13 protein-coding genes and 1 tRNA gene are annotated in these 17,098 nt (G+C 40.0%); 13 read left to right on the top strand and 1 reads right to left on the bottom strand.

Annotation, left to right across the window (positions count from 1 at the left end):
* Nucleotides 1-148: 148 nt before the first annotated feature.
* From Q0394_RS05555 to Q0394_RS05500, 12 genes are all read left to right on the top strand, one after another.
* Complete coding sequence (locus tag Q0394_RS05555; protein ID WP_298945994.1) at nucleotides 149-523, top strand: cupin domain-containing protein; 375 nt, start codon at nucleotides 149-151, stop codon at nucleotides 521-523.
* Between the two features lie 132 nt (nucleotides 524-655).
* On the top strand, nucleotides 656-1,291 hold the full coding sequence (locus Q0394_RS05550; protein ID WP_298945992.1) for an NAD(P)H-binding protein: 636 nt from the start codon (nucleotides 656-658) through the stop codon (nucleotides 1,289-1,291).
* Between the two features lie 80 nt (nucleotides 1,292-1,371).
* Nucleotides 1,372-1,794 carry an Rrf2 family transcriptional regulator gene (locus Q0394_RS05545; RefSeq protein WP_298945991.1) on the top strand — a complete coding sequence of 141 codons (423 nt, stop codon included), beginning with the start codon at nucleotides 1,372-1,374 and terminating at the stop codon, nucleotides 1,792-1,794.
* A 119-nt stretch (nucleotides 1,795-1,913) separates the two neighbouring features.
* Nucleotides 1,914-3,212, top strand: coding sequence for a dicarboxylate/amino acid:cation symporter (locus tag Q0394_RS05540; protein ID WP_298945989.1), 1,299 nt, complete (start codon nucleotides 1,914-1,916; stop codon nucleotides 3,210-3,212).
* Nucleotides 3,213-3,260: 48 nt separating this feature from the next.
* Entirely contained in the window at nucleotides 3,261-4,283 is a 1,023-nt protein-coding gene (hemE, locus tag Q0394_RS05535; protein WP_298945987.1) for a uroporphyrinogen decarboxylase, read from the top strand.
* A gap of 10 nt (nucleotides 4,284-4,293) precedes the next feature.
* Nucleotides 4,294-6,246 carry a methyl-accepting chemotaxis protein gene (locus Q0394_RS05530; protein WP_298945985.1) on the top strand — a complete coding sequence of 651 codons (1,953 nt, stop codon included), beginning with the start codon at nucleotides 4,294-4,296 and terminating at the stop codon, nucleotides 6,244-6,246.
* Between the two features lie 270 nt (nucleotides 6,247-6,516).
* Complete coding sequence (locus Q0394_RS05525; protein ID WP_298945983.1) at nucleotides 6,517-7,422, top strand: radical SAM protein; 906 nt, start codon at nucleotides 6,517-6,519, stop codon at nucleotides 7,420-7,422.
* Between the two features lie 117 nt (nucleotides 7,423-7,539).
* Nucleotides 7,540-7,614: transfer RNA gene (locus Q0394_RS05520), tRNA-Asn, on the top strand.
* Nucleotides 7,615-8,785: 1,171 nt separating this feature from the next.
* On the top strand, nucleotides 8,786-11,482 hold the full coding sequence (locus tag Q0394_RS05515) for a DEAD/DEAH box helicase family protein (protein WP_298945980.1): 2,697 nt from the start codon (nucleotides 8,786-8,788) through the stop codon (nucleotides 11,480-11,482).
* Between the two features lie 8 nt (nucleotides 11,483-11,490).
* Complete coding sequence (locus Q0394_RS05510) at nucleotides 11,491-12,285, top strand: hypothetical protein (RefSeq protein WP_298945978.1); 795 nt, start codon at nucleotides 11,491-11,493, stop codon at nucleotides 12,283-12,285.
* Complete coding sequence (locus Q0394_RS05505) at nucleotides 12,278-13,483, top strand: restriction endonuclease subunit S (RefSeq protein WP_298945976.1); 1,206 nt, start codon at nucleotides 12,278-12,280, stop codon at nucleotides 13,481-13,483. Before Q0394_RS05510 ends, Q0394_RS05505 begins: the two co-directional genes overlap by 8 nt.
* Nucleotides 13,480-14,913, top strand: a complete 1,434-nt coding sequence (locus tag Q0394_RS05500; protein WP_298945974.1) for a type I restriction-modification system subunit M — start codon at nucleotides 13,480-13,482, stop codon at nucleotides 14,911-14,913. Before Q0394_RS05505 ends, Q0394_RS05500 begins: the two co-directional genes overlap by 4 nt.
* 753 nt (nucleotides 14,914-15,666) lie before the next feature.
* On the opposite strand, the gene Q0394_RS05495 is transcribed toward Q0394_RS05500, so the two are convergent.
* The gene (locus Q0394_RS05495) at nucleotides 15,667-16,212 is read right to left on the bottom strand and encodes a Fic family protein (protein WP_298945972.1); all 546 of its coding nucleotides are present in this window, start codon (nucleotides 16,210-16,212) and stop codon (nucleotides 15,667-15,669) included.
* A 115-nt stretch (nucleotides 16,213-16,327) separates the two neighbouring features.
* On the opposite strand from Q0394_RS05495, the gene Q0394_RS11955 reads away from it, so the two are divergent.
* Nucleotides 16,328-16,696 (top strand): sigma factor-like helix-turn-helix DNA-binding protein, encoded by a 369-nt coding sequence (locus Q0394_RS11955; RefSeq protein WP_366115723.1) that lies wholly within the window; start codon nucleotides 16,328-16,330, stop codon nucleotides 16,694-16,696.
* Nucleotides 16,697-17,098 lie beyond the last annotated feature (402 nt).

Raw genomic sequence — 17,098 nt, 5'->3', positions numbered from 1 at the left:
TAAAATCGCGCGGATTTTAGCTGATTTTAAATTTTGCGTCAAATTTTGGAATTTTAGCTGTAACTCTTGACATTACAACAAAATTTTATTATACTTCGCTCATCGGTTGTAAGTTATATCATTACAACAAATTTCTAAGGAGAAAAAGATGTCAAACTACAAGATCGTTTCAACGAAAAATGCGCCGAGAGTCGAGCTGAAAGACGCTCTAAATTTAAGCGGCTGTGAGCTCTCTATCAACGAGCTTCCGGCAAACGTGAGCGTGCCTTTCGTGCATTCGCACAAGCAAAACGAGGAGATTTATTTGGTGCTAAAAGGCAGCGGTACGCTTTTTATAGACGGCGAGGAGAAGGCGGTCGGTGAGGGCGACGCGATCCGCATCGATCCTGACGGCAAAAGGTGCTTCAAGGCGGGCGCGCAGGGGATGAAATTTATCTGCATCCAGACCAAACGCGGCAGCCTGGAGCAGTACACTAACGGCGACGGCGTGATAAACGACGATGTAAAGCCGAGCTGGCTGTAAATTTCGCAAGGCGCGCGACAAACGCGAGCGTAAATTTTAAACTGTGAGGCGCGGCAGACAGCGCCAAATGTGCGAGAGTTAGTTGTAGCGCTACGCGAGCGAGCAAATAAAATCAAATTTAAAGGAGAAACAATGAAAGTAGCAATCATCGGAGCAAATGGAAAATCAGGTAGCGCGCTAGTCGCGGAGGCGCTAAAGCAAGGCTACGACGTTACGGCGATCGTGCGAAACAAAGAGTATAAAAACGGCGACGTAAAAGTCGTTTATAAAGATGTTTTGGAGCTAACGAAGGCCGATCTAGTGGGCTTTGACGCCGTTATCAGCGCATTTGCGGCATGGACGCCCGAAACATTCCCGCTTCATAAAAAGGTAGCAAAACACCTAGCAGACGCGCTTAGCGGCACAAAAACAAGGCTACTAGTCATCGGCGGAGCGGGTACGCTATACGTGGACGATAAGCAGACGATGGTTATGGATACGCCAAGCTTCCCTGCTGGGTACATGGGCGTCGCAAAGGCTACGGCGGAGTCGTTTTTCGAGCTAAAAGGCAGAACTGATGTGCTTTGGACTTACGTAAGCCCGGCCGGCGAATACGACGATCAGGGCGCTCGCACGGGCAAATACGTCCTTGGCGGCGATAATCTAATCCTAAACTCCAAAAACGAGAGCTACATCAGCTACGCAGACCTCGCACTTGCGGTCATAGACGAGCTAAAAAACGGCGCTTTCGTGCAAAAGCGCTTTACCGCCGTCGGCGAGAGAGCGTGAGCTTAAATTTTTGCGTAATTTAGCTAAAATAACGCCGCACGAAACTAACGTGCGGTTTTAAATTTAAATCAAGGTCGGCTATGCAAATAGGACAAAAATTTTCCATCGCTATACATATATTGCTTAGCTGCGAGTTTTTTAAGGACGAGAAAAACACGAGCGAGTTTTTGGCCGGTACGATCGGCACGAACCCCGTCATCGTGCGAAATATAATCAGGCTTTTAAAATCGGCAAATTTAATAAACGTGAGTGCGGGCACGGGCGGTGCGAGCCTAGCTAAAAAGCCTGATCAAACCACGCTTTTTGATATATTTTCGGCGGTAAACGAGGGCGAAAAGGGTATCTTTAAAATCCACAAAAACTCCCCGCCGCCTTGTCCGCTAGGAGGCAGGATCGAGGCGCTTTTGATGCCTAAATTTAGCTCCGCGCAGCAAGCGATGTTTGATAGCTTGGCGGGCGTAAATTTGCAAAATTTGCTAGACGAACTGGCGGCTAAAAACTAAAATTTGCGCCTTTTAATTTTTTCTCGCTTTAAATTTAATCCGTAATTTAAAAAACAGAAGTGTTTGTAGTTTAAGAAAAATTTACTTATAATTCACGGATTAAATTTAAAGGAGATTTCGTGCAACCAAACGCTAAACGCGGAATAGTTCAGAAATATTTCGAAGCGAATTTGCTTTTAAAAATTTTAGCCGGGCTTATTTTGGGCGCCGTTTGCGGCATCATTTTTCAAGACGCAAAGGACGCGATAGTTATCCTAAAGCCTTTTGGCGACGTATTTATAAGGCTTCTTAAGATGATCATCGTGCCTATCGTTATGGCTTCGCTGATCGTGGGCTGTAGCTCCATCTCGCCTTCCGATCTTGGCAGAGTAGGGGCAAAGGTGCTGATTTTTTACATATTGACGTCGTTTTTAGCTATCATAGTAGGGCTTGCGGTCGGGCTTATCTTGGAGCCGGGAGCAGGGCTACATATAACCGGCAGCGGCGACGTAGCCGGCAAAGCCGCAAATGCGCCTAGCATGTCGTCGATACTCGTAAATTTATTTCCCACTAACCCTTTTGAAGCTATTGCAAAGGGCGAAATTTTACAAATCATAACTTTTAGCTTATTTTTCGGCGTCGCGCTTTCGTTTTTAAAGGATAGTAAGGACGAGAGGCTTAGCAGGCTTGGAAATTTGATCTACGACGTATTTGACGGGATCAACCACATCATGTTTTACGTCATAAGATGGATCATGGAGTACGCGCCGTTTGGCGTTTTCGCTCTTATATTTATCGTATTTTCGCAGCAGGGCGTAAAGGCTTTCGGACCGCTTTTAGGCGTCACGGTTAGCGCGTATATCGGCTTTGCGGCTCAAATTTTCGTCGTTTATTTCTTGATTTGCTTGATCGTTAAAATCAATCCGTTTAAATTTCTAAAAAAAGTTCGATCGCCTATGCTGACGGCTTTTGTAACCAGAAGCTCGGGCGGAACGCTGCCTATCTCGATGAAAACGGCCGAAGAAGATATGGGTATCCCAAAGCAAATTTACGGATTTGCGCTTCCGGTTGGAGCCACCGTAAATATGAACGGCACGATCATATATCTAGGTATCTGCGCGATGTTTATCGCTAACGCCGTAGGCGTGGAGCTTGACTCTGGGGCTAAAATGACCATAATACTAACGGCCGTCCTTGCCGCCGTCGGAACTGCCGGAGTGCCTGGAGCGGGCGCGATAATGCTTTTGATGGTGCTTGAATCAGTCGGTCTAAAAGTCGAGGGCGGAAGCGCAGTAGCTGCGGCGTATGCGCTGATTTTGGGCATCGACGCGATCCTTGACATGGGGCGCACGTCGATGAACGTGACGGGAGATATGCTGGGCGCGCTAGTGGTGGCTAAAAATGAAAAAAAATTAGACGAAAGTAAGTGGGCGGATTAGAATTTAATAAATATTTAGATAAAATCGCTAAAAATTTAAAGGAAATATATGATTTTCATCGACGCTTGTTTAAAAAAACCGACGCCTTATACACCTGTTTGGATGATGCGGCAGGCTGGTCGGTATCTGCCCGAGTATATGCGAGTGCGCTCCGCGGCGGGCGACTTTTTATCACTTTGCAAGGATTATAAAAAAGCCAGCGAGGTCACGATCCAACCGGTTGAAATTTTGGGCGTCGATGCGGCGATACTTTTTAGCGATATCCTCGTCGTACCGCTAGAAATGGGCATGGATCTTAAATTTGTCCAAGGCGAGGGGCCGGTGTTTAGCTATCCGATCAAGACGAAAGATGATCTAGATAGGCTGGATGTTCAAAAATCAATTAAAAATTTAGACTACGTATATGATACGATCAAGCTAACGCGCGAAAATTTGGCGCAGGATAAAGCACTAATCGGCTTTTGTGGGGCACCGTGGACGATAGCTACGTATATGATCGAGGGCGGCGGGACGAAAACATATGCGGTTAGCAAGAAGCTTTTATATTCAAATCCCGAGTTTATGCATCAAATTTTAGCCAAGGTCACGGCCGCGCTCATAGGATATATGAAAGAGCAGATAAAAGCCGGCGTAAATGCGGTGCAAATCTTTGATAGCTGGGCGGCCGCGCTGGAGCATGAGGCATATTTTGAGTTCGGTTGGAAGTATATCATGGATATAGTTGATGCGCTTAAGGCCGAATTTCCTCAAATTCCGGTTATCGTTTTTCCAAAAGGCATAAGCGGATATCTGGATAAAATTTCGGGAAATTTCGATGTTTTTGGCGTAGATTGGAGTACTCCGATCGAGCTTGCCAAAGCAAAACTAAGCCCGAAATACGTCCTTCAAGGAAATATGGAGCCTACGCGCCTTTATAGCAAAGAGGCGATCGACGCGGGTGTGGAACGAATTTTGCAGACGATGAAAAACGCGCCGCATATCTTTAATCTCGGACACGGTATTTTGCCGGACGTTCCCGTAGAAAACGCGAAATATTTTATAAAACGAGTGCAAGAAAAAAGCGCAAGATAAAGGAGGAAAGATGAACAATCTGAGCATAAAACTTAAAATTTTAGTCATAGCTCTAGTCGGGCTAATAGGTCTTGGTATCATTAGCGCCTATATGTTAAACGGTATTATCAAAACTCGCGATAAAGCCGATTACAGCGAGCGTATAGTAGATACGATCATAAATCAAAACGACTTCATTCACGAGATGCAAAAAGAGCGCGGTTTTAGCTCTGGAGTGTTAGCCGGCGGAGATAATGCTAAACTCGTGGCTCAGCGCAAGAACGTGGATGCGGCGCTTGAGAAGCTTGCGGAAAAGAACGAAATAGCTCCGGAGATAGCTAGCATTCGCTCAGGCGTAGATCAAAGGAGCGGCGATAATCTAATCGGACGTATAACTAAAATACTAAGAAAAGAGGTAATCGCTATAAACGGGTATAGTGATAAACTAGAGCCTAGCCTCGTTGATGATTTAGAACGCATTATTATCGTCGGGGAGATAAAGGAATCGTTTGGTATCTTACGCGCTACGCTAAACGGAGTTTTTACTAAAAAAAGTATAAGCAAAGAAGACTACAACAAAGTAGTCGCCCTAAATAGCGTAATCAATAAATTTATGCAGGATTTCGACGATTACAATCCAAAAGAATTTAGCGCTGAATTTGATACTATCGCTAGAAAAAAGGCGGACTTTAATGATGCGATGAACATCATCAAAAACGTAGTCGCTACCGAGGATATATCATACGACCCCGCGACTTGGTTCTCAAAAATAACTCTATCTATAGATGCGATGAGGGAGCTAGAGCTAAAGCTATTAAGCGATATGAAAAATGCAGCCTCGCAGGTAAAAAGTGAAGTGACGGCACAGCTCGTATTTAGCGGTATTGTTATCGCCGTGTGCGTGCTTTTGATGTTGCTGGCTTCTATCATAATCGGTAAAAATTTAATCTCAGGTATTGATCAGACTAAAAACGGCCTTGTGAGATTTTTCGAATTTTTAAACAATAAAACCGACAAAGCCGAAACGTTAGAGCGCAGCGGAAGCGACGAGATCGGACAGATGAGTACGCTAATAAACGAAAATATCAGGCAAATCGAGGCAAATCTCGCCGAGCAAAATAGCTTCATAAAAGAGGCAAACGCATTTGTAGGGCAGATAGGCAAGGGCAACTATGTAGCCCAGCTAAACGCCGACACCTCAAATCCGGCTCTTAGCCAGCTAAAACAGACTTTTAAAGACCTACAAATCGCGCTAAAACAAGCCATAGCTGCAAACGGCGACGAGGTGTTAAATTTGCTAGAAAGCTTTAAAAAACAAGACTTCACGAAAAGACTCGACGATGAAGGCAAAGTAGCTGCCGGTATCAATGCTTTAGGCGAAGAGATAGCCGGTATGCTAAGGGCAAATTTAGAGCAGGCGCATACGCTTGAAGAAAAGGCCGAGTTTTTAGCTCGCTCGATGCAGCAAGTCACGCAAGGCGCTAATTCGCAGGCTAATTCGCTACAAGAGAGCGCCGCAGCAGTCGAGGAGATGAGTAGCTCTATGAATGCTATCAGCCAAAAGGCCGAAGACGTAACGCGCCAAAGCGAGGAGATCAAAAACATCATCGTCATCATCCGCGATATCGCCGATCAGACAAACTTGCTAGCGCTTAACGCAGCCATCGAAGCAGCGCGCGCAGGCGAACACGGCAGAGGCTTTGCGGTCGTGGCCGATGAGGTTCGCAAACTAGCCGAACGTACGCAAAAATCTCTCGGCGAAATCGAAGCCAACGCAAACGTGCTAGCTCAAAGCATCAATGAGATGAGCGAAAGCATCAGGGAGCAAAGCGAAGCTATCAATATGATAAATCAAGGCGTAGCCGAGGTCGATGAGCTAACTAAGCAAAACGTAAGGGTCGCAAACGATACGAGCGTCGTAACCGCCGAGGTAGACAGCATGGCAAAGGCGATAGTAGAAGACGTAAGACGTAAGAAATTTTAAGTTATTTTGGCGGTTTCTTATTTTTGCGCAGGAACCGTCAAATTTGACTTTATATATGATTTTTGAAGTTAACATAAAGCAAAATTTGAGCGAAACTAAATTTTCAAATTTTGCTTTATGTCTTTTAAAAAGCTTTTGTGTGGTAGATGAATTTCGTTTTAAAATTTGCTACCAGGTTGTATTAAATTTAAATGCTTTTCTTGTTATCTGCTTTAATAAAATTTATCCCCGCTTTTAGTATAATCGCACATCTTAAATTTAGGAAAATCAATGCAAATCGTCTTTGGTCCCGTTAGCTCGCGCAGGTTTGGCGTTTCGCTGGGTGTCGATCTGTCGCCCGCGCAAAAATGCTGTAACTTTGACTGCGTTTACTGTGAACTCACGGCGGCAAAACCCGTCGCGGCTATAAAAAATCCGCCAAGCGTTGAGCAGGTGATCGCCGAGGTGAAGGCCGCGCTTGCCGTGCATCCGCATATCGACGTCATCACGCTCACGGCAAACGGCGAACCGACGCTTTATCCAGAGCTCGCGCGGCTAGTACGCGAGCTAAATTTAATAAAAGGTCCCGCCAAAACTCTCATCCTCTCAAACGGCTCAGGCGTGCTTGATCCTCAAATTTCCGAGGCGCTAAAGGGGCTTGATATCGTCAAATTTAGCCTTGATAGCGCGGTGCAAAAAACGTTTGCTAGAATCGATCGCTCGGGCAAAAAAATTGGCGTCGGCGAGCTAGTGGCTGCGATAGCTAAATTTAGGCGAGAATTTAAAGGCGAGCTAGTGCTTGAAATCCTGGTCGTAAAGGGGTTAAACGATACGAAGGTGGAATTTGAAGCGCTAAATGCGGCGCTAAATCAAATTTCACCAGCCCGCGTGGACATAAGCACCATAGACCGCCCACCCGCGTACCCGGTCAAAGGCGTGAGCCGGGAGCTCCTGTGCGAGCTTGCGCAGCAAATTTCCTGCGTACCGTGCGTCATAGCATCAGCAAAATACGGCGATGGAAAATTCGCACTTAGCAAAGAGGAGCTGCTAGAGCTAGTAAAACGCCGTCCGCAAAGCGAAAACGACGTGATAAATAGCTTCTCTGAAAGCTCGAAGCAAAATTTACAGGAGCTTTTGGCTGTCGAAAAGATAAAAATAGTAGATGCGGCGGGAACTAAATTTTACCGACTTGCGTGATTTTTGCGGTAAAATTTACTCTTTTTTATACTAATTTTTTGATATCCAAAAAATTTAAGCTAAAATTTATTGACAAACAGAGTTTTTTTGCCTATAATACGACTTCTTTTAAAACGTTCCGGATTAGCTCAGCGGTAGAGTAGTCGGCTGTTAACCGATTGGTCGCTGGTTCGAATCCAGCATCCGGAGCCATATATACTCAAAAATCCCTTTTAAATCCCGATTTTATCGATATTTCAAGAGCTTTAAGTTTTCTTGATTTTTGTATTTTTCCCCTTTATTTCCCCTTAGTTTATTTTTGTATTATATATTTTTCTGGATTGCTTTAATGTGTTTTGATGTGTTTTATTTTGGAAAAATGATAATGGGTAGCCTGGTCTCAAATAGCCCCAAGGGTTACAATATCATTTGTGTGGTATCAAATATCATAAAACGAAACATTGCTTCTTGATATATTCAGTAGGTTGATATATTTTGGTAAAACTACGTACATTATTCCATGAAGATATGTGAAAATGTAAAAGCTCAAAGAATTACAGTATCAATACAAAATAATAAATAAAAATAGAAAATATAGTGCAGCATTTTTTGGCAAAGATATTATTCGTTGTGAGTATCAGTAATTAAGGGCTTTTAACAAGAATGATATAGTTGTTCCGTTTGAGCCAGATGATGTTGGTTTCTTTATGGGGGATCTGTTAATAGTAGAAAAGAATGTAAAGAGCGGAGTGTGTGATTTGCGGGTAACACCTTTGATTCCTTGTGAAGTATGATCATATAGATTATTGCAACGATGAGTCTGTTAATTTACAATTATAGAAACAAACAATAAATGTGGTCTTTTAAACTATAAATGTGATATAGTTATATCTATCCAATATAATTATTTAACGTATGTCAAAGGTGACTTGTTTATGGCTGAAAAATGCTCTAAATTTGGAATTATCAATTTTTATAATGACTTGATTTTACCATTTGAATACAATAGTATAGATGGTATCCGAGAAATAATTAATAACAATGAGTTAATGTTTGATATTATCAATAATAGTATTTATGATAATAAATTAAAATTACTTAAACAAGGTAACAAATACGGGCTTTTTGCGAAGATAAAGTTTGCAATATATTGCCTTTTCTATATACGGATTTATCTGAAATTATATATCATACCATTTCAAAGAGGCTATTGTTAAAAGAAATAAAAAATACAAACTGCACATTCTGGCTTTGGACGATAGTTTTTTAGGCTGCTAGAAAACTGGATAATTTTAAGTGACAACCAAATTTCTAATCAAGTATGTTTTTAAATCCAAACTATTTTTAGATATAATTGCCCCATTTTTAAACAAGAAGTTGCCAAATGAATCCTGAAGATATTGCAAGAGTAGATATTGATGAGTTGCTTATAAGTGCTGGTTTTGTTATCCAAGATATGAGCGAATTTGATAGGACTGCGGCTCTTGGAGTGGCTGTTCGTGAATTTGTGATGAAAGATGGCAGCAAGGCTGATTATTTGATATTTATAGATGGCAAAGCTTGTGGTGTTATAGAGGCCAAAAAGAGCGGAATTTCCCTAAGTGGCGTAGAAAATCAATCAAATTTATACGCAAATAACCTACCAAATAGCGTGAGATACCATGCGCTCCCCCTGCCTTTTATCTACGAGAGCAACGCAAAAGAGATCTATTTTACCGATTTGCGCGATGAAACACCACGTTCAAGGCGAGTTTTTGCGTTTCATAAGCCCGGGTTTTTGCATAGCGTTTTGCAAGCTAGCGATACTCTGAGAAATAGTTTTAAAAATTTACCCCCACTTTCAAAAGCAAATTTAAGAGATTGCCAGTTTGAGGCGATTATTTCTGTGGAAAATTCCCTTAAAAAGCTAAAGCCCAGATCACTTGTGCAAATGGCAACAGGCGCAGGCAAAACATACACCGCGTGTAATTTTATCTACCGGCTTATCAAATTTGCAGGCGCAAAAAGAGTTTTATTTTTGGTAGATAGAAATAATCTTGGCAAACAGACCAAAAAAGAATTTGAAAATTTCCACCTAATCGATGAAAATCGCAAATTTAGTGAAGTCTATATAGTTCAGCATTTAAGCTCAAATAGTGTCGACAAAGACGCAAAAGTGGTAATAACCACCATCCAAAGGCTATACTCTATGCTTCAAGGTGAGGCCGAATATAGCGAAATAGATGAGGAAATTTCAGCTTTTGAAACAAAGCCTTTAAAATTAAAAGAGATTGTCTACAACCCAAAGCTTCCTATAGAAACGTTTGATTTTATTGTAGTTGATGAGTGTCATAGGAGCATTTATGGCGAGTGGCGACAGGTTTTGGAGTATTTTGACGCATTTTTGATAGGACTAACTGCCACGCCATCAAAGCAGACGCTAGGCTATTTTAATAAAAATTTAGTCTCGTATTATCCACTTGAGCGATCGATCGCCGATGGGATAAACGTTGATTGCGAAATTTTTAGGATAAGAACAAAAATAGGCGAAAACGGAAGCATCATAGAAGCAGGAAAAACGCCTGTGATGGATAAAAGAACAAGAGAGCAAAGATACGAAAGCCTAGACGAAGATATGGAATACTCTTCAAAAGAGCTTGACTACTCGGTTTTATCGCCAAATCAGATCATAACCATTTTAGAGTGCTATAAAAACGCCATTTTCACTCAGCTATTTCCCAACCGCGAGCCAAATTCCGTCCCAAAAACTCTAATTTTCGCCAAAGACGACAACCATGCAGAAAATATCACAAGATACGCAAGAGAAGTCTTTGGCGAAGGGAATGAGTTTTGTAAAAAGATAACCTACAATATCGGCAACCAAGATCCGGAAAGCCTAATAAAAGCCTTTAAAGTAGATCCGAAATTTCGCATAGCCGTAACCGTCGATATGATAGCTACAGGCACGGACATAAAAGCGCTTGAAGTTATAATTTTTATGCGCGATGTAAAATCGTCAATTTACTATGAGCAGATGAAAGGACGCGGCGTTAGGATCATAAATCCAAACGACTTGCAAACCATCACTCCAAACGCAATCTCAAAAGATAAATTTTACATCATAGACGCGGTCGGCGTTACTGAGAGCAAAAAGAGCCTTTCCGCTCCGCTTGAAAGAAAAAAGAGCTTAAGCCTTAAAAAGCTTTTAGAAAACGTTGCAAAAGGCGATATAAGCGATGATACTCTATCAAGCCTAGCAGGCAGAATCGTGCGAATAGAAGCAAACGCGGATAAAGATGGTCTAGATCGTATCAAAGCCCTAACTGGTGGCAAAACTCTATCAAACATAGCCAACGAAATTTTAGACACTCTAGATCCTGATAAAATTTGCGGTAAAAGTGACGATGAGATAATGGTTCTTAAAGATAGCGCCGTAAAGCTGTTTAATTTGCCTGCTTTACGGACGCTTTTGGTTGATATTAGCGCAAAATCAAAAATATATATCGACTTAGTATCGACCGATGAGGTGCTAATCGCGGAATTTAGCATAGAAAAAGCAAACGAGCTAATAGTAAATTTCAAGAATTTTATAGATACTCATAAGGACGAGCTAGACGCCCTTAGCATCATCTACAGTGCGAGCTACAAGCGCACGCCGCTCACATATGCGCTAATCAAAGAGCTAGATAATGCGCTAAAAAGTTCGCTTTTATGCCCTGAGCAAATTTGGGAAGCGTTTTTTGTGATGCAAAAAGAGAGAGTAAAAGTAAAAAAGGTGAGTATTACCGAGTGCTTAACAAATTTAATCCAGCTTGTAAAATTTGCCATCGGCAAAGACGCGGAGCTAGTCGAGTTTAGCTCGGTTGCAAACGCACGTTTTGAACTTTGGCTTGGCAGGCAAAAAAAGCGCGGTTTAGAATTTAGCGCCGAGCAGCTTGAGTTTTTGCGTCTGATTAAAGATTTTATCGTTACCAACTCTTACCTAAACGCAAACGATATACAGGAGTTTTTAGGCGATAGGGGCGGAATTTTTAAGGCAAAAGAGATGTTTAAGGGCTTTGAAAATTTACTTGATGAGTTAAATTTGGCGATAGTCGCGTAGGAGAGAATATGGGAAATAAAGACAATATTTTAACTTTTAAAATCAACACAGATGAATCTGTAAATGTAAAAGAACTATCAGAAAGTCTTTTGGCTATTCATGATTTATATATTAAAGAATTAGGCGATGAAAATTGCTCTGTAAAAATTAGTGAAGTTAGACACGGATCTTTTGAATTTGACTTTACGTTAATTATGCTTTCTATAATTCCTTTAATGGAAAATGCAAATATAGTATCGGACTTTATAGGTAAAATTCAAAAATTATACAATTTCTTTTTATCTACTAAAAATACACAAAATGTTACTGATTTGCCTTTAAGGGAAGATGTTGAAAATATGAATAAAATGGTTCAACCAATAATTAATATTAATGGTGGAAATCCGACAATAAACATCTATGGCAGAGATAATAAGTCTTGCAACATAAGCATTAGTCAAAACGAAGCTAAAACAATATCTGAAAATGGAAAGATTTTTATTCAGCAACAAGAAAGTATAAAAAACCAAGAACTAGAAAAGATACTGACGTTTCAAGATCAAATTATAAATTTTCAACAAACCAGAAGTGATAATAAAAAAGGAACAAAAGCTATTTGTAGTGAAATTTACAAAAAAGAAGTTGATGTAGATTTTGAAAACGATTTTATTAAAAATAATATATTGCACAAAGACTATAATCCGTATTCGTTTTTATATGTAGTAGATTTAAGGGTAGAATTTAAAAATGAAATTCCAAAAAAATATACCATAATAGCATTAAAGAATATGAGAAACAAAGATACTGGACTGTTTGATGAATAATTTTCCGAAACATTGGCAGGTTAAAAAGCTTGGGGAAATTTGTGAGGTTAAAATGGGACAATCTCCAGAAGGCAAATTTGTTAGTGATAGCTTATCAAATTTGCAAGAAGCTTTAGAATTTCATCAAGGCAAAATTTATTTTTCAGATAAATTTATCTTAAAGTCTAAATTTTATACAAGTGAAATTAGGAAAATAGCTGATGAAAATTCAATTCTTTTGTGTGTGAGAGCGCCTGTTGGAATTGTTAATCTGACTGATAGAAAAGTTGCGATAGGTCGTGGTTTGTGTGCGTTAAAATTTAAGAAAGATAATAATATGTTTTTGTATTATTTTTTAATAAATTCAAAAGCATATTTTGAAACAAATTCAACAGGAACAACATTTCAAGCAATAAATTTAAACATTGTAAAAAAATTAGAAATTCCCTTGCCGTCGTTGGATGAGCAGAATTTGATTGTGAAAAAGATTGAGAGGTGTTTTGAAAAGATTGATTTTGCTATTTCAAATTTTAAAAAATCAAAAGAGCTTATTGAAATTTATAAACAATCCGTCCTTTCCCACGCCTTTAACGGCAAGCTCACAAACTCAAATTTAAACTCGTGGCAGGTTAAAAAGCTGTGCGACACTTCAGATATTATAACTGGCTCAACTCCGCCAAAAAATGAACCCAAATTTTACGGAAATGAATATCCCTTTTTTAAGCCTACTGACTTAAATGATGGATATCTTGTAAAATTTGCAAGAGATAATTTATCTGAAGCCGGTAAGCAAATTTCAAGACAATTGCCGCCCAAAAGTGTCTTAGTGACCTGCATAGGAGCTACCATTGGTAAAACTGGCTTAATAAGAGTTGAGGGGAGTTGTAATCAGCAAATAAATGCTATTGTGCCAAAAGAAAATTTACTTCCAGAATATGTTTATTTTTATGTAATATCGGCACAATTTCAAAATTTAATACTTGAAAATGCAAGTTCAACGACTCTGCCAATTTTAAACAAAAGTAAATTTGAAGCGTTACCAATCCTCCTTCCTCCACTATCCGAACAAAATTTAATCGTCGCCCAAATAGAAAAACGCTTCAAAGCGGCGGATAACGCTCTAAATTTAATAGAACAAAATCTAAAAAAAGCCGAAATTTTAAAGCAAAGCATTTTAAGCAAAGCATTTAACGGCAGGCTAGTAAAGGATAAAAAATGAGTGAAAATAATTTAATAAATAAAGTTTGGAATTACGCGAGCGTGTTAAGAGATAGTGGCGTTACCTATACGGATTATGTGTCGCAGCTTACTTATCTGATATTTTTAAAAATGGACGATGAAAAGGTTAAAAATCTAGGAGCAAATTCAAAAATCCCGCAAAACTGCTCGTGGGAGTATCTAAGCTCTCTTGATGGCGAAAAACTTGAGAGTGCATATACAAACGCCCTTGCCGTGCTTTCTAAAATGGACGGGATCATCGGCACGATATATCAAAAGGCGCAAAACAAGATAAATGAACCCGCCAAGCTAAAAAGAATAGTAAGCATGATAAACGATGAAACGTGGCTTGGGCTAAATGTAGATGTAAAAGGCGCGATATATGAGGGCTTGCTCCAAAAAAATGCGACAGAGAGCAAGAGCGGAGCGGGACAGTATTTTACGCCAAGAGCGCTCATAGATACGATAGTAGCCGTGATGAGACCTAGCATCGATGAGAGCGTGTGTGATCCGGCGTGTGGGACGGGCGGGTTTTTGTTAGCGGCTTATGAATATATGAAAAAGCAGAGTAAAGATAGAGAAAAACTAGCAAATTTAAAACAAAATTTACTAAGCGGAACCGACATAACTCCGCTTGTGGTGAGCCTTTGCGCTATGAATTTATATTTGCACGACATAGGAACAGAACAAAGCCCAGTAAAAGTCGGAGACTCGCTACTTATCCTGGGCGAGAAAAGATACGATATGGTGCTTACAAATCCGCCATTTGGCAAAAAGTCTTCAACCAAGATAATGGATAGCGATGGTGGCGTGAGCGTGGAGAGATATAGCTACGAAAGAGATGACTTTATAGTAAGCTCGTCGAATAAACAGATAAATTTTTTACAACACATAATGAGCGTGCTAAAAATAGGCGGTCGGGCGGCCGTGGTACTCCCTGATAACGTGCTTTTTGAAGGCGGAGCGGGCGAGAGAGTAAGGCAAAGGCTGCTTGGCAATTTTAGGCTACATACGATACTTAGGCTTCCGACGGGGATATTTTATGCGCAAGGCGTTAAGGCCAATGTGCTATTTTTCGATAAGGTGCATATTAGCGGCGATGAGTACGCGACAAAAGAAATTTGGATCTATGATTTTCGCACAAATCAAAATTTCACGCTTGTTACAAACCCTTTAAAAAAGGGCGATTTAGATGATTTTATAAAATGCTACAACGCCGAGAATATGGCTAAGCGCAAAGAGAGCGAGAAATTTAAGAAATTTAGTATCGATGAAATTTTATCGCGAGATAAGATAAATCTTGATATCACGTGGCTAAAAGATGAATCATTGCAAGAGCTAGAAAATTTACCTGAGCCAAAGGCTATCTTGAGTGAGATTATGGAAAATTTACAAACCGCTATGAGTGAGCTTGGCAAAGTAGATGTGTAAATAAAGTGCTCATAGCGCTGGCAGGCATATGCTATATAAAACGAATCCTGCACGGCGTAATGATGTCTTTGTGTAATAACTCGCTTTGATGTTGAGGGCTTTTAAAGCAGGAAATTAACCAGACCGCATGTCGCCCTCCCCCGCTGCCAATGTAGCTACTATTAAATAAAAGGATCAAGTTTTTTCTAGGGTAAATAGGGGTTTTGACTTTGCGACGACATAGGGGCTGGATTTGAATATTATAGACACCTATGGTTATTATATGAAGTATTTTTGTTTACTATTATTTGCATAGAAACTAATCTTAAAATATTATTTTTATTTAAGAAAGCATAAATTAATTTTTGCTTCGGCGATACAAGTAAGCGACACATGCCATATGCACATGCCCCAAAAAGTAAGTTTTAGCTCCTATGGTGCTAAAACTTACTTAGCACCATCGTTTCACGATAGTGCTGTAAGGTCTTAGCCAGACAAGCAAATAGCCTAGCGGCTATTATAAAAATCAGCATGATTTTTATGAGATTAAACGGCTGATTTTTATAGTTATCGAAGCTCGGATGTCTTAAATAAAAAATAGATTGTAGCCTTTTTATTTGGTTTTTATTTAAGATATTCGAGTGATTTAGGCGGGCTTAGCAGTAAAAACAGACGATATTTGCCAGGGCTACATCCTAAGGTAAGGTTTACACTAGAGGGCTACCTGCTATATATTGTGTAAAATAAGCGTAGACTAAAAAATATTGAAGATCGTTAGTCGCTTAGTAAATTCGTCGTTAAATTTACTATCATCTCTTTTTGGCTAGGATCGCTTTGTGCTATGAGTAGCGCTAGTGCGGCAAGCGTGTTATTGCTGATTTTTGGTTTGCCGTTATTTTTATAAAGAAGCCCGCTTTTTGATAGAAATAAAATAAACATAAAAGCTCCAATTCGTTTATTGCCGTCGTTAAATGGGTGGTCTTTGATGATATAATAGATCAAATTTGCCGCCTTTTCTTGCGCCGTGGGTAGTAGCTCGCATCCGCCGAAGGTTTGATAGATATTTTTTAGTATCCCTTCAAATTCTCCCGCCTTTTGCGTTGCGAAAATTTGCGATGCTTCGCCCTTTTGGATTAGCGCTTCTTTTAGGTCGTTTATAGCTAGCATGGCTTCATCGTAGCCTAGAGTAAAATTTTGCCCAGCAATATCTGTATATATACCTAGGGTTTTATCGTCGTATCTTTGTAAAAGCGTCCAGGCCTTGGCGTAATGCCTGATGAGATCAAGCTCTTGGCTAGATTTATGATGATTCGTATTCACGGTTTTACCTTTTTTGGCTGGATTATATCAGTTTGGACGTAAATATGTCCTTTTTGCTAGGTAAAATACCTTTATGAATTAACCTATGCTAGCCATAATCTACAAAGGAGATAATATGCAAAATTTAGCCCAAATAAAAGAGATGCTCGAGATCGCCGAAGAGCTACGAGAAAAGGTCAAATTTATGATGAATGCCAGCGATGTTTCTACGGAAAATGCGTTTAAGCTAAAAAATATCAAGAGTGACTTGACGGGTATCATAAACTCTTTGCAAGCTAAAGCTATCCATGAGGCATCTAGGCTGGCGGGTTTAAAAGGCGGAAATACCGGTGCAGGCGGGCCATATACCCTGGAAGAAACCGGGCTAGTACTAGGCGGAGTAACTAGAGAGCGCGTAAGACAAATAGAAGCTCAGGCCATAAAAAAGATCAAACATCCAAGGATCGTTAGGAAATTTTATGACTACGTGAAAGATATGTCTTAAATTTGCTTGTGAGTGGGGGGGGTAGGGGGTAAGTGGCCCCTGTTGATTGCGCCATAGGGATTATCTAGCGCCTTTACGGCTTGTTTATAAATATCATTTGCCATATCTGTGCAGATGTATTTAGTGCAGATGGCATTATAAATTTTGTATTCAAAAAACTATACTTGCCATACTATTGCCATATCTCTTGTTCTGCCATATTACTCTCCTTTGTTTTAAAGTATATAACTAAGTAATGGTAAATTTAAGTGTAAGATTTCAGTGCTCTAAAAAGAAAAAAGTAGCTTCAGTTTAGTGAGTTTTTGATTAGTTCATCGTTGTTTGAATCGTTTTCTAGGTCAAAATATAAAATTTCAAGCCACATTTCATCTTCGTATCTGAATTTCATAGACTCTTGTTTTG

The sequence above is a fragment of the uncultured Campylobacter sp. genome (assembly GCF_938039205.1).
Taxonomy (GTDB): Bacteria; Campylobacterota; Campylobacteria; order Campylobacterales; family Campylobacteraceae; genus Campylobacter_A.
The sequence above is the reverse complement of the archived record's forward strand: the minus strand, read 5'-3'. Positions and strand labels throughout refer to the sequence as shown.